The 18832-nt window shown below is 70.1% G+C and carries 15 protein-coding genes and 1 pseudogene; 9 read left to right on the forward strand and 7 right to left on the reverse strand.

The window, feature by feature from the left end; genetic code table 11:
• Nucleotides 1-120 precede the first annotated feature (120 nt).
• Entirely contained in the window at nucleotides 121-867 is a 747-nt protein-coding gene (locus tag WMF46_RS11695) for a hypothetical protein (RefSeq protein ID WP_437985685.1), read from the reverse strand.
• 173 nt (nucleotides 868-1040) lie between these two features.
• Nucleotides 1041-1499 (reverse strand): annotated as a pseudogene (locus WMF46_RS11700) (LysR family transcriptional regulator); the annotation flags it as partial.
• Between the two features lie 438 nt (nucleotides 1500-1937).
• Here WMF46_RS11700 and WMF46_RS11705 point away from each other — a divergent pair.
• Complete coding sequence (locus WMF46_RS11705) at nucleotides 1938-3368, forward strand: tannase/feruloyl esterase family alpha/beta hydrolase (RefSeq protein ID WP_437985686.1); 1431 nt, start codon at nucleotides 1938-1940, stop codon at nucleotides 3366-3368.
• 171 nt (nucleotides 3369-3539) lie between these two features.
• Here the strand turns inward: WMF46_RS11705 and WMF46_RS11710 are convergent, their stop codons facing one another.
• The 3 genes from WMF46_RS11710 to WMF46_RS11720 form a co-directional block, all read right to left on the reverse strand.
• Complete coding sequence (locus tag WMF46_RS11710) at nucleotides 3540-4616, reverse strand: hypothetical protein (RefSeq protein WP_437985687.1); 1077 nt, start codon at nucleotides 4614-4616, stop codon at nucleotides 3540-3542.
• Nucleotides 4617-4636: 20 nt separating this feature from the next.
• Nucleotides 4637-6106, reverse strand: coding sequence for a glucuronyl esterase domain-containing protein (locus tag WMF46_RS11715; protein WP_437985688.1), 1470 nt, complete (start codon nucleotides 6104-6106; stop codon nucleotides 4637-4639).
• 560 nt (nucleotides 6107-6666) lie between these two features.
• Nucleotides 6667-7620: a LysR family transcriptional regulator gene (locus tag WMF46_RS11720; RefSeq protein WP_437985689.1), complete on the reverse strand. Its 954-nt coding sequence runs from the start codon at nucleotides 7618-7620 to the stop codon at nucleotides 6667-6669.
• A 59-nt stretch (nucleotides 7621-7679) separates the two neighbouring features.
• On the opposite strand from WMF46_RS11720, the gene WMF46_RS11725 reads away from it, so the two are divergent.
• Nucleotides 7680-8771, forward strand: coding sequence for an SDR family oxidoreductase (locus WMF46_RS11725; protein ID WP_437985690.1), 1092 nt, complete (start codon nucleotides 7680-7682; stop codon nucleotides 8769-8771).
• Nucleotides 8772-9036: 265 nt separating this feature from the next.
• Here WMF46_RS11725 and WMF46_RS11730 read toward each other — a convergent pair whose 3' ends face one another.
• Entirely contained in the window at nucleotides 9037-10389 is a 1353-nt protein-coding gene (locus WMF46_RS11730) for a hypothetical protein (protein WP_437985691.1), read from the reverse strand.
• Between the two features lie 209 nt (nucleotides 10390-10598).
• Entirely contained in the window at nucleotides 10599-10760 is a 162-nt protein-coding gene (locus WMF46_RS11735; protein ID WP_437985692.1) for a hypothetical protein, read from the reverse strand.
• Nucleotides 10761-11310: 550 nt separating this feature from the next.
• Here WMF46_RS11735 and WMF46_RS11740 point away from each other — a divergent pair.
• From WMF46_RS11740 to WMF46_RS11770, 7 genes are all read left to right on the forward strand, one after another.
• Nucleotides 11311-12033, forward strand: a complete 723-nt coding sequence (locus WMF46_RS11740; protein ID WP_437985693.1) for an SAM-dependent methyltransferase — start codon at nucleotides 11311-11313, stop codon at nucleotides 12031-12033.
• 261 nt (nucleotides 12034-12294) lie between these two features.
• Entirely contained in the window at nucleotides 12295-13200 is a 906-nt protein-coding gene (locus WMF46_RS11745) for a hypothetical protein (protein ID WP_437985694.1), read from the forward strand.
• A 164-nt stretch (nucleotides 13201-13364) separates the two neighbouring features.
• Nucleotides 13365-14087, forward strand: coding sequence for a DUF899 domain-containing protein (locus WMF46_RS11750; protein ID WP_437985695.1), 723 nt, complete (start codon nucleotides 13365-13367; stop codon nucleotides 14085-14087).
• Nucleotides 14088-14385: 298 nt separating this feature from the next.
• On the forward strand, nucleotides 14386-15567 hold the full coding sequence (locus WMF46_RS11755) for a hypothetical protein (RefSeq protein ID WP_437985696.1): 1182 nt from the start codon (nucleotides 14386-14388) through the stop codon (nucleotides 15565-15567).
• A gap of 200 nt (nucleotides 15568-15767) precedes the next feature.
• Nucleotides 15768-16883: a type III polyketide synthase gene (locus WMF46_RS11760; RefSeq protein WP_437985697.1), complete on the forward strand. Its 1116-nt coding sequence runs from the start codon at nucleotides 15768-15770 to the stop codon at nucleotides 16881-16883.
• A 4-nt stretch (nucleotides 16884-16887) separates the two neighbouring features.
• On the forward strand, nucleotides 16888-17613 hold the full coding sequence (locus WMF46_RS11765) for a methyltransferase domain-containing protein (RefSeq protein ID WP_437985698.1): 726 nt from the start codon (nucleotides 16888-16890) through the stop codon (nucleotides 17611-17613).
• On the forward strand, nucleotides 17610-18773 hold the full coding sequence (locus WMF46_RS11770; protein WP_437985699.1) for an NAD(P)/FAD-dependent oxidoreductase: 1164 nt from the start codon (nucleotides 17610-17612) through the stop codon (nucleotides 18771-18773). The genes WMF46_RS11765 and WMF46_RS11770 overlap by 4 nt, the downstream gene beginning before the upstream one ends.
• Nucleotides 18774-18832: the final 59 nt, after the last annotated feature.

Raw genomic sequence — 18832 nt, forward strand, 5'->3', positions numbered from 1 at the left:
ACAGGGCGTATATAAGGGGCAATCCCCCGCGGCGGCCTCCAGCGGACGCGCGCGGGGCGCGTCCAGGGGGCGACGCGGCGATCGGCGGGAGCGCGCCCTGCGCTGGTATCGAGCAGTCCCTCAGCGGCCGCCGCACGGGCCATCCAGGACGGCGAGCCAGGCTCCGCCCTCGCAGACGAGGGCGACAGCTCTTCCGTGACTATCCTTGACACAGACGTCCTCGTCCGTGTCGGCGCAGGCACAGCCGACCGCGCCGAGATCGTACGCCCTCTCGAGGTTCTGCGTGGGGCTGAAGCACACGGGAGCGAGAGGCGCGCACGGGCCATCCTCGACGGCGTCCCAGCGCCCGTCGTTGCAGACGAGGGCGACTCCGCGCCCGGTGCTGTCATCGACGCACACGTCCTCGTCCGCGTCGGTGCAGGCGCAGCCGACCGAGCCTGGCTCGTACGCCGTGTCGAGGTTCTGCGTGGGGCTGAAGCACACGGGAGGGAAAGGCGCGCACGGGCCATCCTCGACGGCCTTCCAGCGCCCGGCGTCGCAGACGAGGGCGACGTCGCGCCCGGTGCTGTCTTCAACGCACACGTCCTGGTCCGTGTCGGCGCAGGCGCAGCCGACGGCGCCCGGCGTATACGCTTTATCGACGTTCTGGGTGGGGCTGAAGCACACGGGCGGGGGAGGCGCGCACGGGCCATCCACGACCGCCTTCCAGCGTCCGGCGTCGCAGACGAGGGCGACGCCGCGCCCGCTGCTGTCATCGACGCACACGTCCTCGTCGGCGTCGGTGCAGGCGCAGCCGACCGCGCCTGGCTCATACGCCGTGTCGAGGTTCTGCGTGGGGCTGACGCATTCGCCACCGTCCCCATCCACGGTACAGGAGAACATCTGCGCTGACAGGACCACACCCGCCAAGAGCCTTGCTGAGAGTCTCATAATTCACCTTCCTCTGCGCAACGGCATTGCAAGATGAGGGCCGCCGAACAAAAGCCCGGGCACTCCAGCTCTTGCGTGTGGCATGGCTGTCACGCTCTGGCACAACTCGCGCCGAGGACGCCAATCTCTAGATCAATCGCTCCGTCGCGCAGCGCTTGCACGTTCTTGTCTGGCTTCGGCGCAAAGCGCAGTCGCACCTTCGGGGCTGCGTCCATGACCGTAGCGATGAGCCGGGGACCAACGACCTCCACGAACCCATCGCCTGCGCGAAGGTTGAACGTGCGCTCGAGACGTGCGAGGTCGAGCGCCGAGGGGGCCGGTGCCAGCACCGCGTGCGCCTCGCGGGCGAGATTCCGCACCCGCTCGCGGAGCTGGGCAGCGTGCGGCGTCGGCACGAGCCCTCGTCCAGCGCGGACCAGCAGCGGGTCGCCCGTGACGGCGCGGAGGCGCGCGAAGGTGCGGCTCATGGCGGACGAGCTGATGCCGAGCGTCCGTGCCGCGCCAGCCACGCTCCCCTCGGCGAGCAGAGCGTTGAGAGCGGTCAGGAGGTTCAGATCAGCATCGGCCATCGCAAGGCAACTATAACGACGGCTTGAGCCCGTCGCCAGCGTCGCATGCAGGATCGAGTTGCGTCACGGGCCGCTGAAGGGACCTTCGTCACTGGGATGGCGTCTAGCGCAAGTATCAAGTGCGTTCGGCACACCTTCCGAAACGGCCCGGCGAGCATACGCTCCAATCCTGGCCGCAACGGCGGCCGGAAGGGCGGTCTTCACGTGAAGCATAACAAGAAGGTCTCGAATCGTAGGTGCATCCCGCGGACTCGGCTTCGCGCTGGTCGAGGAGTAGCTCAAGCAAGGCTGGCTTCGCTCTTCGCTTCCCTCGCGCTGCACGGTTGTGGCGCGGGCACCCCTGACGACACCGCCGGATCCCCTCAGCCCACCCCAGCTTCGAGCGATGCGGTCGCGCCCGGCGACTGCGAGGGCCTACGCAGCCTGTCGCTGCCGCACGTGACGATCGACGACGCGCACGTCGTGCCCGCGTCGGATGCGTCCGCGGAGCAGGCGGCGCTACCCGCCTCGTGCCGGGTCCTCGGCACGTCCCGCCCGACGCCCGACTCCACCATCCGGTTCCTCGTCGCCATTCCGCAGGGGCCGGCGTTCAATGGCCGCTTCGTCCAGGTCGGCAACGGCGGATTCGCAGGCAGGATCCGCGAGGGCTCGATCCTGGGCATGCTCTCCGCTGGCAACGCGGCGGCCGGCACCGACGGCGGTCACTCCTCGCCCGACGGAAGCGACGCGACGTGGGCCTTGGGGCACCCCGAGAAGGTCGTGGACTTCGGGCATCGTGCCCTCAAAGAGACCACCGATGCGGCGAGAGCCATCGTCCTCGCGTACACGGGCAAGGCGCCGTCGCGGTCTTACTTCTTCGGCTGCTCGGACGGCGGCCGCGAAGCGCTGATGGAGGCGCAGCGCTACCCCGACGACTTCGATGGCATCGTGGCGATCGCGCCTGCCAACAACTGGACGAACGTCTTCTTCGGCGGGGTGTGGGCGCAGCAAGCCTTGCACCGCGACGCGGCGCACTACCTCTCGCCTCCGAAGCTGCAGGTGCTCCAGGCCGCGGCGCGAAAGGCTTGCGCCGCGAGCGACGGGGTCATCGACAACCCGCTCGACTGCCGCTTCGACCCCGCGGTGGTGCAGTGCAACGGCGCTGAGAATGACGATTGTCTTACGGCCGCCCAGGTCGAGACGGCGCGCGCCATCTACGCGGGGCCCAAGAATTCGCGTACGGGCGAGCCCATCGTTGCCGGCTACGAGCCTGGGTACGAGGCCGAGCCGGGCAGTTGGCAGCAGTGGATCACCGGACAGACCGCGGATGACCGGAGCGCGGAGTGGACGAAGTTCGCGAGCACCTTCTTCTCGAACGTCGTGTTCGACGATCCTCAGTACGACTTCATGAAGCTCGACTTCGACGCCGACCTCACCGCGACGCAGGCGAAGGTATCGTCGATCCTGGACGCAAGCGATCCGGACCTTTCGCGATTCCGGCGGCGCGGCGGCAAGCTAATCCAGGTCCACGGGTGGGCGGATCCCGCGATCCCGCCCCGCAACTCGATCCGGTACTTCGAATCGGTGCGTGCGAAAATGGGAGACACCGCCGACTTCTACCGGCTCTTCATGGTGCCCGGGATGCTCCATTGTCTCGGCGGGCCCGGTCCCGACGATCCGCGCGCGGTCAATCCTCGCGCGATCGAAGCAGCGCTGGTGGACTGGGTCGAAGGCGCCAAGGTGCCCGATGAGCTACTCGCGAGCACGGGGACCAACGCGAGCGGTGCCACGCCGGCCACGCGTCTCCTCTGTCCCCACCCTTTGATGGCGCAATGGGACGGCAAGGGCGACCGCGGGCGCGCGGAGAGCTACGCATGCGTTGCGCCATGAGCAGCGCCAGGAAGATGGAGGCCTCCGGGCGCCATCCTGAGCGCGTCGGGAACAGCAGCGATTCTGGTAGCTTCCGCCTGTTTCGCCGCCGAGGACGGCTCCGGTGTGGCCCAACGGGGCGCCCTCAGCCGCCGCGTCGCCGTTCGACGCGAGCGGCGAGGGAGGTCGCCATCACTCCCAGCCGGACATGCCGTTCGTGTCGCGCAGGATGGCGTGGACGGCGTGCACCCGACCGCCGGACATCTTGATCATGTGCATGTCCAGATGCCCGTCCGTCTGGAAGTCGAAGATGGTGAGGCCGATGGCGATGCCGCGCACCTCGTCGGCCAGGATGACGCGCGGGGTGAAGGTGCCGCCGGACCCAGGATCGCCGGCGCTGCAGGAGGCTCCGGCGCCGCAAGCGAAGTTGCCGCCTCCGTTCTCCAGGCGCTTGCAGTCTCCCGTGACGTTGCAGACGCCGGAGGGGAACGCGCGGAAGTACTTGTCGATCCAGCTCGTCAGCTCTTCCCGGGTGGCCCGCTGGGCCTCCGGGACCTCGTCGTGCCAGCCGATGTCGTCCGAGATGGCGATGATCGCGGCGGGATTCGAGGCGACCGAGAAGGATGCCGTGTAGTCGCCCGGGCGGACGACGATCGTCTCGATCTCCGTCATCTCCGAGCCTTCGACCTTGATGCGGAGGGCGACGGGAAGATCCCTCCCGCCTTCCGGGATCACCGCCTGAGCGCCGACGCTGCACGCCTCGGTATCCAGGGCACGCTGGGAATGCTTCACCTCGCCAGCGTTCTTCCAGAAGTCCGTCGTGCCGATCTCGGCCTGCACGGCGTTCTCGGTGAACTTCACGCCTCGTGCCAGGGGTAGGCTGGAAGGATCCCCGGCGGCGAGGGCGGCGAAGTAGTCGTCCAGGAGGCCATCCAGGAGCTCGCGCGTGCAGCCGCCACCCGGAGCGCCGCCCGACCCCGTCGCTCCGCTGGTGGCCGCTCCGGCTCCACCGCCGCTGGAGGTGCTGCCGCTCGGCCCCGCGCCGCCGGTCGACGTCGTGCCGCCGCTGGCGCCGCCCGATGAGGCGCTGCCGGTCTCCGGCGTGCCGCCGGCGCCTCCCGCGGAGCTCTGGCCGCCCGAGCCCACCGTGGCGCCCGAGGCTCCACCACCTCCGGTGCCGCCCGTGGCGTCACCGTCTTCGCCAGGGCCGCAGGCGCCCAGCGTCAGGGCCAGGACGATCCCGAGAGAGAGGAACGAGCTAGGGTTCATGTGTTTACCTCCGCGCTGGATCAAAGCTCGCCGGCGAGCGTCGGCGCCGTCCAGTCGATGTGGTCAAGGTGGTTGGGCTTGTTGGGCAGGTCCGTGGCGAAATTGCCCGTCGCCGTGGCGTCGTTGCCCTTCAGGAACTTGTCGACCATGGCGTTGAGGGATGCAGTGTACTGCGAGCGCCAGCTGCAGTGGCTCCCACCTGCGCCCGTGTAGGCCATGTGGTCTCCGACGCCGAGCGCCTCGAAGATCATCTTGCCGACGTTGGCGGTGACCCACGCCGAGTTCCGATCGAGCCCGTTGTACATGGTGCTCGGGTTGTCCACGATGTAGAGGCCGCGCGGAGCGATGAGGCCCATCATCTCGTGCATGTCGACGGGCAGCTTGTTCGTGTTGTCGGCCCCGGCGTTATTGCCCGTGGTGAACTGACCGAGCGCCACCTCCGAGAGCCAGCGGACGTAGCTGATGCCATGATAGGGCCATTCGGAGCCGCTGTAGCTATCGAGCACCTCGACGAGGCGCAGGCCGATCGTGCCCCCGAGACCCGACTCCACCGGGATGGTCAAGGCGATGCGGTTGTCGAGCACGCCGGCGACGAAGGCACCCTTGCCCCAGCGTGAGCAACCCGTCACACCCACCCGGCGCGGATCGATGACGCCGGGGTTCTGCTCCAGGACGTCGAGGACGCGGCTGATCTGCCAGGCCTGTGCCGTGAGGTACCCCGCGGGATGGTTCGAGCCGTACACGCTGTAGAACGGCCCGTTCTTCGCGCCGCTGGTGCCCGTCGACTCGATCGCGGAGAAGGTGATCGTCGCGACGCCGCTCGGAACCGGCATGCCGCTCAGGCCGCCGTAGCCGATGATGGCCGGGGCGGGCGCCGTCGCCCCGTTCATGTTCACGGTGAGGTTGAACGAGCCGCTGCCGCTGCCATCCTTGACCTCGACCGTGATCCTGCTGGTGCTCACGGTACCGGTCACGGCTCCCTTTGCCGGGACGGGCTTGTCGCCGTAGATGAACTTGTAGGCTTGCTGGAGGATCTCTTCGCGCCGGCAGGCCCACTCGCTCTTGCTGGCGATGCGGCTGCCGTCCATCTTCTTGAAGGGGTCCGGCAGCTTCGCGTTCCCCGTGAGCGAAGAGACGCTCGGCATCGGTCCGACGGTGCACCCGGCTCCAGGGTTTTCCACCTCGCCCCACTCGGCGCTCCCGGCGTTGCCGCCGTCGCCGCTGCCCCCGGCACCACCGGTTCCCGGCGCTCCGCCCGTTCCGGCCGGGCCCCCGCCCCCGGTGCTGGCTTGGCTCGTCGTCGCGTCGCCGCCCGTCCCGGTCGGGGTACCGCTCGAAGAGGACGGTCCACCCGTGCCCGTCGGCGTCCCTCCGGTGCCGCTGCCGCTGGCGCCGACGCCCCCCGTGCTGGCTGCAGGGCTTCCTCCTGCACCGCTGGGATCCTCCGAACCGCCTTCGCTGCCGCAGGCGGCGAGCATCCAAGGCAGCACTGCGAACAAAGCCAAAGAAATCGTGGGACGTGCAGTGCGTAGACGCATATCGAGCGCTCCTCGTGAGGTGTCGTGAAACAGGATCCCGCTGGGGTCGGGCGGTGGGATGGCGGACGAGGGCCCGACCCGCGCGCGCCTCCGAAGTTATTCCCCACTTTGCCGGTCGTCTTCAAGCTGATTTTGTGCTACTTTTCGTAACGTTCGTGCGCCGCGCGTACCGCTCAGATGGACTGTTCTCGGTTCTTGCGAAATGTCGATTCTTGCGAGATGCGCACGGACGTGCAGCCGGTTCGCTGCTTTGACGGCCTGCCGCCGAACGAGCTCTTGCATTGGGAAGGCAGCTCTCACGAGCCCTCTCCGCGCCAGGTCGTCAAGGTCGACCGGTGCACGCTGCGAGTCGCTGTTTCGATGGATTTACGAGAGTCAGCTCCTCGATGTTCATGGCACTCCTTACCCTGCCAAGAATGACACCCTCGCACCGGCGCCGCCGCCGTGGTGATCCGACCGTCATGCCCCCTCTCATGCCCAGGATGCCTCATCCCATCTAGAACATCCCCCGATCAAGCCGCGCCCCTTCGGACCAGGGCCCGCAGGCGCGGCGAGAGGGCGCGGCCCGAGAAGAAGAGGTCGCGGAACCAGCGCTGCGCCGGGTCGTCGTCGTGGCGCTGCGACCACACGGCGACGACCTGGGCGGCGGGCAGCTCGAAGGGGGGCGCGAACACCCGAAGCCCGAAGAGCTCGCGGGCGCGGTGGGCGACGCTGCTCGGGATCGTGCAGAGGAGGTCGGAGCTGCGCACGGCGAGGGGCGCGGACATGAAGTGAGGCAGGCGCAGGGCCACGCGCCTGGTCTTGCCGAGGCGGGCCAGGGCGCGGTCGACGGCGCCGTCGCGGTGGCCCTCGACGCTGACGAGGACGTGGCCGAGGGCGACATAGGTGTCGAGATCGAGGCGGCGCTTGATCGCCGGGTGGCCTTTACGGGCCATGACGGCGAAGGGATCCTGGTAGAGCGGGGCGCGGCGGAGGCCGGCGGCCGGCACCGGCTGCGAGGCGCCGAACAGGGCCAGATCGATCTCGCCGAGGACCAGGGAGGGGGTGACGTCAGGGGAGAAGCGCTCGATCTCCAGGCGGACGAAGGGGGCGTGTTCGCCCAGGTGGTCGAGCACGTCGGGCAGCGTCGTGAGCTCGAAGTAGTCGACGGTGGCGACGCGGAAGGTGCGCGCCGAGCTGCGCGGATCGAAGGGCTCGGGGGATGCGAGGGCGCGGCGGAGCTGCTCGAAGGCGGCGGGCAGGGCCGCGCGGAGCTGGAGCGCGCGCGGCGTGGGGGTGAGACCGCGGCCGAGGGGGACGAGGAGGGGATCGCCGAAGAGCTCGCGCAGGCGCGCGAGGGAGTGGCTCATCGCCGACTGGCTGACGTGGGCGCGGCGCGCCGCGGCGCTGACGCTGCCCTCGACGAGCAGCGCCTCGAGGGCGGGGAGGAGGTTCAGGTTGATGCTCCGGACATCGATCTCGCTCATGCCTGGCATGAGATACATCCCATTTTCCTCATGGGTCCAGCGGCGCATGCTGGGCGCCTATGAGAGCGTGCGACGTCGAGGTCATGGTGACGGGGGGTTCGGGGTTCATCGGGCGCTGGCTGCTGGCCGAGCTGACCCGGACGAAGGCCGTGGCAGCGCCGGTGCGCCGGGCGCGGCAGCGGGCCGCCGAGCTTTCCGCGTTCGTCGACGCGCACGGCGGCGATTCGCGGCGGCTCCTGGTGGTCGAGGGCGATGTCGAGGCGGCGTCGCTCGGTCTGTCGGAGCGCTTCGAGCAGGTGCGCGACGTCTATCACCTGGCGGCGCGCTTCGCCTTCGGGCTCGGCGTGCAGGAGGCGCGGCGCTGCAATGTCGAGGGCTCGCTGCACGCGGCCGAGTGGGCGCTCGGGCGGCCCCACCTGCGGCGCTTCGTCTACCTCGGCGGCTACCGCATGATGCACGCGAGCGCCCGGCCGGGCGCGGAGAGCGTGCTGACGCAGCGAGCGCGGGACCGGCTCTACCGCCAGCACGGCGCGTACGAGGGGTCGAAGCACGAGTCGTTCCTCGCCGTGCGCCGCTTCGCGGCCGAGCGCGGGCTGCGCTGGACGGCCGTGCATCCGAGCAGCGTCATCGGCGACTCGCGCACCGGCGAGACCCCGCAGCTCACGGGCGTCGGCGAGATGGTCGAGCAGCTCTGGCGGGGCCGCCTGCCGGCCCTTGTCGGCAGCGAGCGCACCTTCCTGCCGCTGGTGACGGTCGACTACCTGGCGCGCTTCCTGGCGAGCGTGCCCGAGCGCCCGGAGACCGCGGAACAGGACCTCTGCGTCCTCGACCAGGCGACTCCGCGGCTGCCCGCGCTGGTCCGCGGCATCGCCGCCCACCTGAGGCGCAGGCCCCCGGCGTCGATGCTGCCCCTCGGCCTGGTGCGCCTGTTGCCGGAGGCGCTCACCGGGGTGACGCGAGAGAGCCTGTCGTTCCTCGCCGAGGATGCGTATGACACGAGCGCGGCCGAAGCCCACGCCCGCGCGGTCGGTCTGGTGATGCCGCCGATCCACACCAGCGTGGAGCGCTGGTGCGACTACCTGGTGGCGACGCGCTTCGGCGCCACACCCGCGAATGCGCCCGACCGCCGGCCGGCGTCCTCCGTCGCCTGATCCGCGATCGGGGCCGCGCCGGCGGCTCGGCGCCGCTCGTGCCCGGCCGCCGCTCCTCGGTCGCGGCGGGCGACGTGGGCGAGCCGATCGAACACGGCGACCTCCCGCGGTCCTAGGCTCTCCCAGAATCCCGGGGGTTCCGACGGATTGCGACGGTTCGCCCCCGCGGAATCGTCCTGCCAGGATTTCTCCGGCAGCGAGAACGGATTGGGAGAAAGCTCAGCAAATTCAACGACGCCGAGCGCGCCCGCGCTCGGGACGCCGATCAAGCACGCTTGCGTCGCCTGAAGGCGAGCCCGCCCGCGACCGTCATGAGGAGTAGACCTGGGCGCCCAGGTGCCTGGCCACCCGGCATCGAGCATTCGCACCCACCGTCCTCCTCGGGTGTGCCAGCGCCGCCGGCGCCGGCACCGGCGCTGGATGCGCTCGTCTCACCGCCTGATCCCTGGCCGGCGGAGCCGCCCATGCCCTCACCACCAGAGCCATCCAGTCCTCCGGCGCCCGCGCCGTCACCGCCCGCGCCTCCGTCGCCGTCATCGCCCGCGCCGCCGTCGCCGTCGCCGCCCGCGCCGCCGTCGCCGCCCGCGCCGCCCGCGCCGCCGTCGCCGCCCGCGCCGCCGTCGCCGCCCGCGCCGCCGTCGCCGCCGTCGCCGCCCGCGCCGCCGTCGCCGCCGCCCGCGCCGCCGTCGCCGCCCGCGCCTCCGCCGCCGCCCGCGCCGTCGCCGCCCGCGCCGCCGTCGCTGCTTTTGACAAACGCCACGAACGTCTGCGAGCGCCCCAAGGAGAACGTGGTCACGCTGCTCAGCGTCTCGTCGGTCTGAATGACACCGCTGAGTCGGCTGCCCACGACGATCTTCCCGTCGTCGTTGAGATCGAGATCCGAGAGGCTCCCGAGGTCCGCGATGATGCTGGCCACCAGCGCCCCCTCCGGATCGAAATGATAAATGCTCCCGTCCCAGGAGGCGCCGAAGACGTCTCCGGTGGCGTTGACGGCGATCCCGCGGCAGGGGAAGGCCAGGTCGAAGGTCCGCACGCGCATGAGCGTGGACGGCGCATAGACCTCGACGCTGCGCTCCCCCGCGAGGACGTACAGCAGGCCGTCCAGCCCGAGCGTCAGATCGATGGGTGCGCTCCCGCTCGCGAACCTGGTTGCGGTCCCGGTGGCCAGCTCGAACCGGACGACCCCTGTTGCGGGATCCCCCGCCGTCGACATGTCGGTGACGAAGGTGTAGCCGCGGAAGGTGGCGATTCCGCCGTAGGAGACATTGTTGGCCGTGCTCCACTCCGGGTAGGTCAATGCGGACCAGGTCGCGCCCACGGGGTCGAGGATGCTCAGGAATGGATCGAACGTCCCATCATAGGTGTGGACCAGCCCGGTCGCGTCCACCACGAGATCGCGGATCCACTCGGTTCCCGGCCGCGCGCCGCCGCCGCCGTAGGGCACCGCGAACGTTTGAACCACGTCACCTGCCGTGGTGCACTCGATGATCATGTTGTCCTGCGATACGAGCAGGTTCCCCTCCGTGAGCGGGGCCGCGCCGGCGCTCGCGGAGGAGACGGAGAAGACAAGCGCAGTGACTGCGGCGCGCAGCGTGGGAAGGCTTCGACGAAGATGCATCACTTTCATCCTACCGGACCTCGTGCCGCACGTCCGCAGTTTCGTCATGGCGTCGCCATGCAGCATCGCGGCGAGAGGGGCGTCGCCTGCGCACGCCGCCGCGCTTGCCTCCCGGCACAGGCCTGTGCTTGCTCGCTCAGATGGGTCTCAGGCGACAGCGGCGCGCGCCACACGCCCGACGATCGTCGCCTACCTGATGCCGAGGACCCTCAGGTCGCCCGCTGCGACGCCAGCCGTTTCATCAGGTATGCCTTCAGGGCCTCGTCGGTCGGGAGTCCGATGGCGATGGTCAGCGCCTCGACGGCCGGGTCCGTGTCGCCGGCGCGGGAGAGCAGGTGACCCTTTGCGGCCCAGTAGGGTAGTGCAGTCATTTGAACATGAAGGCGGGAAGGCGGGAAGAAGACCTGAATGATCTTCCCGCCTTCCCGTCTTCATGTGGACCCTCTCGGGGCAAATCGGCTGCAGGTGCTCCTCCCCGGCCTTGCGGGTCTGCGTTCGGCGGACGGTGTCGGTCTGCTGTCGGCGCGCCGCAGTCAGCAGCCAGGCGTCGAATCGCATGTCGTTGGCTCCTCCAGCGGAACCGGATGTCCCGCTGTGACAATGACGGGCGAGCCTCACGGATTTCTACCGGCCCCCGGAGAATCTACTCCGCAGCGGCGGCGCGCAGAAGAGCGCGAAGCCGACGCGTGAGATCGGGGGCCGTCCTTCGCCCGGGCGGATTGGCCGCCGCAGGGTTCGGGCGAACGGTCGATGTGGTCGGCGATGCGACCTCGGCCCTGTCCGCCCGACGTGGTTCAGCGGGGGGCGCGACCGAAAGCCCCGCCAATCGGATCGAAACCCCCGCCCTGTCGAGGCTGCACGAGGGGTGATACTCCCCTGCTGAGGGCGGTCCGGGCGACCGTCCGCCGAGGAGAAGGCGTGATGAAGACGGACGAGCACGGGAAACACGCAGTGAACTTCGGGCGCGAGCGAGCCTTGAGCTACGACGACCAGGTGCGTCGCTTCTGGCCGGGTTATGGCGTCATGCAGCAGGTCATCGCCGAGGTGATCGCCGCTGCGCTCCCCGACAGGGAGGCCGCGTCGCTGCTGATCGTCGGCGTCGGGACCGGGAGCGAGGTGAAGCCGCTCGCGCGCTACGCGGGGGCCGGCGTTCGTTTCACGGGCGTCGACCCCTCGCCGGAGATGGTCGCCGTCGCGAGCGAGAGGCTCGCGGCGGAGGGCCTCCTCGAGCGGACGAGCCTGCATGCCTGCGAGCTGCGCGATCTCGCGCGCGGGCCCTTGTTCGACGGCGCCCAGATGATCGGCGTCCTGCACCACGTCCCGGGCGATGAGGCGCGCCTCGATCTCTTGCGGGAGGTCGCCGGGCGCCTGAAGCCGGGGGCGCCCTTCGTGATCGGCTGTCGGACGGGAGACGATCCGCTGCTGAGCGCCGTCGAGGACCGGCGGGCCCTCGCGGAGGGGCGGCCACCCGAAGCGGCGGAGCAACGACGGAAGGCCATGGCGTCGTTGAAGATGCCGGCCTCGGACGCCGAGGTCTTCGCGCTCCTGGCCCAGGCAGGCTTCATTGCGCCTCGCCTGATCTTCTGCGAGCTGCAAATCCAGACCTGGGTGACGCGCTACGACCCGTCCACGCTCGGCGCGTGACGCGGCGACACGCGGGGCCGCGGCTCCGCCCGATGTTGCTCCTGGTCAACCCGGCAGGGCTCGACGCTGCGGTAAGGGAGAAGGGGGAGCGTGTGGCGGAATGCCGCGGTGAGGCACGCGTGCGGTTCGCGCGTGGAAGGGAATGACAGGCGATGAGGTGCGCTCATCGGGCGCGAGCGCGTTCACGCAAGCTCCTTCCGCGCGCCTCGCAACGAACGCTCAGCCCGCACGCCTGGACCGCGCTTTGCAGTTATACAAGACATGCTGCAAGACATACATCAGCACGCTGCGTTCATCGTGGGAGTCATGGGGTTCTCGCTGACGCTCGGCTGCGCCGGCGAGCCTGGGACAGAAGAGGCGCTCCAGGAGAGCCGCGATGCGTTTTCAACGGCGCCGGGTGAGCCGAACCACGAAGAGATCACCAGCACCGCGCTGTCGTTCCTGAAGCCTGCGGTGATCAGCGCGCTGAAGATCGGCAATGTGTCGACGGACGCCGAGTTCCACTTCAGCAATGCTGCCCACTTCGATGACTGCAACTTCAGCGGAGGAGCCGCCTTCATCGCCGGGAAGCAAGCCGAGGCGGTGGCGGCGCTGGGCCCGGGCATCGCGCAGCTAAGTGGCGATGCGCTGGCATTGCTGGCGTTCTCCCGTTCGCTTCACGCGGTGCAGGACTTCTACGCACACACGAACTGGGTCGAGCTCGGCGGCGACGTCCTCGTGGACCAGTCGCTCACGGCGTTCCCCGCGCTCGCGCCGTACTCCGCGGTGCCGTCGACGGGCTTCATCGTCGTGCAGGGCCGACAGCCGAGGGGGGCGGCGGTGACTCGCGACGACGATGCGCCGTACCCGGAGTACGCGATCGTGACCTTCCGCCAGCGGCGGACGACCGCCCATGGCCTTGTCTCGGGCACGGTCGACTACGAGCCAGGCGACTACTGTCCGCCCCCGGTGGCGATGACCCACGACGAGCTCAGCAAGGACAAGACCTCCTTGACCGATCGCGTCGAGCAGCACCTCGCGGCGAAGTCGCTCGCCATCCAGCAGACGCGTCATGAGTGGTGCCGGCTCAATCAGCTCGCGCACGATGCGTGGGGCGACGCCGGGACCGCGCGCCTCGCGGCGTGGGTGGCCGACCCGAGCTCGGCGCCCGACTGCTCCACCGAATGAGGCGGAGGCGTTCTGGCGCACCTTCGCCCGTCACGACCCGTCACAAGGCGACAGCCACGGGGCACTCCACATCGCGCGCATCGCGACAGTTTTGTTACTCCCGCGGCGCTGCGGCCAAGCCTACGTTCTGGGCGAGCCCGAGGCTCGGCGAAAGGAAGGCACCCATGGCGCAGCACGAAATCACGAACCGCACCGCCTGGATCGAGAAACGCAAGGCGCTGCTCGAGCAAGAGAAGGCTCTGAAGCGGGCGCAGGATGAGCTCGCTGCGGCTCGGCGCGCGCTGCCCTGGGTTCGGGTCGAGAAGAGTTATCTCTTCGATGGCCCCAACGGCACGGAGTCGCTCGCCGAGCTGTTCGGCGCGCGCTCGCAGCTGATCGTCTATCACTTCATGTTCGCGCCGACGTGGGAGGCGGGCTGCAAGAGTTGCTCGTTCTGGGCGGACAACTGGGGCGCCGCCGTGCAGCACCTCGAGGCCCGGGATGTGACGTTGCTCGCAGCTTCGCGGGCGCCGCTGGCCAAGCTGGACGCGTTCAAGCGGCGCCTGGGCTGGACGTTCAAGTGGGTGTCCTCGGGTCAGAGCGACTTCAACTACGACTTTCAGGCCTCGTCCCGGGACGACGAGCGCGAAGCGGGCGAGGCCGTCTACAATTTCGCGACCCTGCCACCGGGCAGTCCGCCCGACATGCCGGGGTTCAGCGTCTTCTACAAGGACGCTGACGGCGCCGTCTTCCACACGTACTCGACCTTCGGACGAGGCATCGAGATCGCGAACACGACGTACCAGCTGCTCGATCTGGTGCCGAACGGCCGTGGCGAAGCCGGGCAGCGCGCTCCGGCCAGCATGTCGTGGGTGCGGTACCATGACGAGTATCCGAAGAGCGCCTGAGCGGGGGATCTCGACGTAGCTGCAGGCAGCCAGGGCGGCGGGGAGAGCAACGGTATAGAGCACGTCGAGCGCGCGTTGAGCGAGCGCCCGCGCAGTTGCGCAGCCGCGCGCGCAACGGCGCTCCACGGCTGGCGCGATGCCCCGGCTTTTCGGCCCGATCGCGCTGGTACACCCGTTGCTAGTGGTGGGGACGGCGCCCGACGTAGAGGAGGGCAGAGCAGCTGTCGTCTCGACAGCGGAGCTCCGCCCTCGGGTCGTGCGGCCAGAGAAGGCCGCGATGGCAGCCATGGAGAAACACATGAAGACGAATCTCAAGATCGAGTCGCTCCGCCGTGGTCCCCGGTCCGTTCTCGCGCTGCTCCTCGTGGCGGCCGTGCCGGCGTGCGCCGCCGCGCCGGCGGAGGAGCCCATGGTGGAAGATCCCGCGGACGAGAGCGTTGATGCGAGCGAAGAAGCGCTGCGCTCGGGCGACGCCGCCGGCTGGGCTTTCTACAACGGATCCGGGCTCGTCCCGGTGCGATCGTTCAACTCGTCCGGGGGCGCGACGCGTGTCGTGAGCTCCGGCGTCGGGGTGTACACGGCCACGTTCGATGGCCTGAGCGGAAGCGGCGGCAACGTCCAGGTGAACGCGGCGGGGGGAGACGGCCAGCGGTGCAAGGTGGCCTCGTGGGGGACCGCCGGGGCGGCGCTCCAGGTCAACATCCGTTGCCACACGGCGGCTGGCCAGGCGGCGAACTCTCCCTTCATCGTCTCGTATGCTCGCTTCGCGGGGGGCACGGCGGTCTCAAGCGACGGAGCCTATGTGTGGGTAGACCGGCCCAGCACCGATGTGTTCACCCCCTCGCCGACGTATCAGTGGGGCGCGCCGTCGACCGTCAACCGGACCCGCACGGGCCGCTACATCGTCACGCTCGCCGGGCAGGCGTCGGACGGCGGATCCATGCTCGTGACGGCGTATGGGACCGGGGCCGAGTACTGCAAGACGGCGGAATGGCAGCGGGTGGGGACGGACACGGACGTCGAGGTGCGCTGCTTCGGTCCGGGCGGCGCGCCGGCGGACTCGCGCTTCTCGCTCAGGTACATCCGCGACGTGCGTGACGCGGCGACCGAGAGCGGCGGCTTCGTGTGGGCGCACGACCCGACCGCGGCGAGCTACACGCCCTCGCTCACGTTCCAGCACCACCGCATCACGTCCGAGTGCAACGACATCACGGAGGTCCTCACCGCGCAGCGGCTCTCGACCGGGCGCTATTTGATCAAATATCCGGAGATGGGCAGCGGCACGGCGGTCCCGAGCGGGGCGGCCCTGGCCACCGCGTACGGCACGGGTCCCGAATACTGCAACGTGACCGGCTGGAGCACTCCCGCCTCGGATCCGGACCTGCTCGACGTCGGTGTCCGGTGCTTCAACGCGAGCGGGTCTCTCGTGGACACGCAGTTCACGCAGACCTACTTCGCGAACCTGTTCCACGCCTGCTGACCTGCCGGGAGGCGGCCGTCCCGCGGCCGCCTCCCGGAGAGCGGACGAAAACGCGGTCAGCAGCTGCGGGAACCAGCAGCGTCGACGTCGCGGACGCTACGTTCCCCCTCCGCCGGTCGGCAGCGCAACACGGCACGTGGCATGCTCCGTGCCTGCTCCTTGCGAGCGTGACCAATTTTAACGACTCACGAGGAGGCCTGGTGCAAGGCGATGATGCCGGCCGAGGCTCGGCCGCAAAGGGACGGCCGACGGCAACCGCCTACATCAACCGCATTGCCACGGCCGTGCCGCCGCATGACGTGCACTCCTCTTTTGTCCGCTTCGCGAGCACGCTGTTCAGCGACGAGCGCAGCCGTGTGCTGTTCGGGCGGATGGCGGACAAGGCGCAGATTTCACACCGGTTCTCCGTGCTGGCCCCGAGCGTCGAGGTGGGCGGCGCCTCGATCGACGCGGGGCGGTTCTACCTGCGCGGCAGCTTCCCGACGACCGCGGACCGCATGCGTTTGTACGAGCAGCACGCGCCGGAGCTCGCCGCGCAGGCCGTCTCCGGCCTCGACCTCGGGAGCACGGCGCGCCGGATCACCCATGTCATCGTGACGTCGTGCACCGGCTTTTCCGCGCCGGGCATCGACCTCGAGCTCGTCGAGCGCTTCGGCCTCGATCCATCGGTCGAGCGCACGATGATCGGCTTCATGGGGTGTTATGCGGCGATCAACGCGCTGAAGCTCGCGCGGCATATCGTGCGGTCGGCGCCCGAGGCGCGCGTGCTCGTGGTGAACGTCGAGCTGTGCACGCTGCACCTGCAGGAGGCCATCGCCATGGATCAGATGCTGTCGTTCCTCCTGTTCGGCGACGGCTGCGCCGCGGCCGTGGTCAGCGCCGAGCCGACAGGGCTCGCGCTCGACCGGCTCCACGCCGTCGTGGTGCCCGGGACGCGCGAGCTCATCACGTGGAACATCCGCGACCTCGGCTTCGAGATGTTCCTGTCCGGCCGCGTGCCGGGCGCGATCGACCGGGGGCTCAAGGCCGCCGCGGGCGTGATCCTCGACGGCGCCGCGCCAGGCGAGATCGACCTCTGGGCGGTGCACCCCGGCGGGCGGTCGGTGCTCGACGCGGTCGAGCACGCGCTCGAGCTCGGGCCGGCCGCGCTCGCGGCGTCGCGCGACGTGCTCGCGCGCTTCGGCAACATGTCCTCGGCGACCCTCATGTTCGTGCTCCAGTCGATCGTCGCTGACGCGCGGCCGGGCATGCGCGGATGCGCCATGTCGTTCGGTCCAGGTTTGACCGCCGAGACGATGCTGTTCCATACGGCCTAGACCGATGAGCGCCCTCGACTTCTCGCGTCGATCCACGCTCGACGAGCTGATGGATACCGAGGCCGTGGGCTTCGAGGAGTTCCGCGCTTGCCTGGTCGATCTGGCGCAGGTCAACCGGCTGACGCTCGCTTACCGGCCGACGTTCGCGTTCCTCGAGCGCCTCGTCGAGCGTGGCCTGCCCGAGAACCGGCCGCTGGAGGTGATCGACGTCGGCAGCGGCTACGGCGACATGCTGCGGCAGATCGACGCGTGGGCCAGAGAGCGCGGCATTGCCGTCTCGCTCACCGGCGTCGACCTCAACCCGTGGTCGCGACGGTCGGCCACCGAGGCGACTCCGCCGGGCCGGCCGATCACCTGGGTCACCGCCGACGCCTTCGCCTACGAGCCGCCCGGCGGCATCGATGTCGTGTTGAGCTCGCTCTTCACGCATCATCTCCCCGATCCGGGGGTCGTCCGTTTCCTCGCCTGGATGGAGGCGAAGGCGCGGCTCGGCTGGTTCATCAACGATCTGCACCGCCACCCGCTGCCGTATCACGTCTTCCGCCACCTCTCGCGCCTCGCGGGCTGGCACCGCTTCGTGCAGCACGATGGCCCGGTGTCGATCGCCCGCGCCTTCTCGGCGAGCGACTGGCGGTGTCTCATCGCCGAGGCCGGGCTCGATCCGCGCGCCGTCGAGGTTCGATGGTGGATGCCGTTCCGGCTCACCGTCGGGAGGCTCAAGGTCCCGTGAACGACGCTGTCGTCGTCGGAGGAGGCCTGGCCGGGGCGGCGGTCGCGCTGCTCCTCTCGCAGGCGGGGCGCGAGGTCACGCTGATCGAGCGCGAGGCCAGCCCGGCGGACAAGGTCTGCGGCGAGTTCCTGTCGCGCGAGGCCGCGCTCTACCTTGCGTCGTTCGGGCTCGATCTGCGGGCGCTCGGCGCGGTGCCTATCGAGGCCGTGCGCCTGGTCGAGCGCGATCGGGTCGCGGCCGCCGCGCTGCCGTTCCCCGCGCTCAGCCTGTCGCGCCGCGTGCTCGACGAGGCGCTGCTCGCGCGCGCCGCGGCTGCGGGCGCGTCCATCCGGCGGGGCGTCCGGGTCCAGGCGCTCACGCGGGCGGGCGCGGGTTGGGGGGCGCGGCTCGAGGACGGCAGCGCGCTCGAGGCGCGCGCCGCGTTCCTCGCGACCGGCAAGCACGACGTCCGGGGCCTGAGGCGGCCTTCCGGGCTGCAGGACGATCTCGTCGCCTTCAAGCTGCACTGGCGGCTGTCGCCGCGGCAGGCGGCGGAGCTCGACAGGCACGTGGAGCTCGTGCTGTTCGAAGGCGGTTATGCCGGTCTCCAGCCGGTCGAGGGCGGTCGAGCGAATCTCTGCCTCCTCGTCCGCAAGAGCCGCTTCGCCGCGCTCGGGCAGCGCTGGGACCGCCTCCTTTGCGCGATGCGCGAGGGGTCGCCGCACCTCGACGCGCGGCTCGCGGGCGCGGAGCCGTGCCGGGAGCGGCCGCTCGCGCTCTCGGCGATCCCGTACGGCCATGTCCAGCGCCGCGCGGACGGGATATGGCGCCTCGGCGATCAGGCGGCGGTCATCCCCTCCTTCTCTGGAGACGGCATGTCGATCGCGCTGCACAGCGCGCGGCTCGCGACCACGGCGTACCTCGAAGGGGCGAGCGCGGAGGCGTTCCAGCGCCGGCTCTCGCGCGACGTGCTCGGGCAGGTGCTGCTCGCGACCGGCCTCTCTCACTGCCTCGTGCGGCGGCCCGCCCAGGCGGCGCTCGGCGCGGCGGCGCGCCTTTGCCCGGGCCTCATGGCGGCCGTGGCCGGGCGCACGCGCGTGTCCGAGGCGGCGCTCGTGCGCGGAGGGCTGCCTGTCGCCGCGTTGCAGGGCGGGCTCGGGCCGCTCTGCGCGACACGCTAGCACCAGGCGCTCCACGGCCAGAGGCGGCGCGCCGGGATCGCGGAAGATCCTCCGCCGTT

Source organism: Sorangium sp. So ce117 (assembly GCF_051524395.1).
Classification (GTDB): domain Bacteria; phylum Myxococcota_A; class Polyangia; order Polyangiales; family Polyangiaceae; genus Sorangium; species Sorangium cellulosum_B.

Excerpts from the sequence above, each read along its gene's own strand:
- WMF46_RS11710 (WP_437985687.1), bottom strand. The coding sequence starts at position 4,616 with ATGAACCCTAGCTCGTTCCTCTCTCTCGGGATCGTCCTGGCCCTGACG.
- WMF46_RS11755 (WP_437985696.1), top strand. The coding sequence starts at position 14,386 with ATGAAGACGAATCTCAAGATCGAGTCGCTCCGCCGTGGTCCCCGGTCC.
- WMF46_RS11730 (WP_437985691.1), bottom strand. The coding sequence starts at position 10,389 with ATGCATCTTCGTCGAAGCCTTCCCACGCTGCGCGCCGCAGTCACTGCG.
- WMF46_RS11720 (WP_437985689.1), bottom strand. The coding sequence starts at position 7,620 with ATGAGCGAGATCGATGTCCGGAGCATCAACCTGAACCTCCTCCCCGCC.
- WMF46_RS11750 (WP_437985695.1), top strand. The coding sequence starts at position 13,365 with ATGGCGCAGCACGAAATCACGAACCGCACCGCCTGGATCGAGAAACGC.
- WMF46_RS11735 (WP_437985692.1), bottom strand. The coding sequence starts at position 10,760 with ATGACTGCACTACCCTACTGGGCCGCAAAGGGTCACCTGCTCTCCCGC.
- WMF46_RS11740 (WP_437985693.1), top strand. The coding sequence starts at position 11,311 with ATGAAGACGGACGAGCACGGGAAACACGCAGTGAACTTCGGGCGCGAG.
- WMF46_RS11765 (WP_437985698.1), top strand. The coding sequence starts at position 16,888 with ATGAGCGCCCTCGACTTCTCGCGTCGATCCACGCTCGACGAGCTGATG.
- WMF46_RS11725 (WP_437985690.1), top strand. The coding sequence starts at position 7,680 with ATGAGAGCGTGCGACGTCGAGGTCATGGTGACGGGGGGTTCGGGGTTC.
- WMF46_RS11745 (WP_437985694.1), top strand. The coding sequence starts at position 12,295 with ATGCTGCAAGACATACATCAGCACGCTGCGTTCATCGTGGGAGTCATG.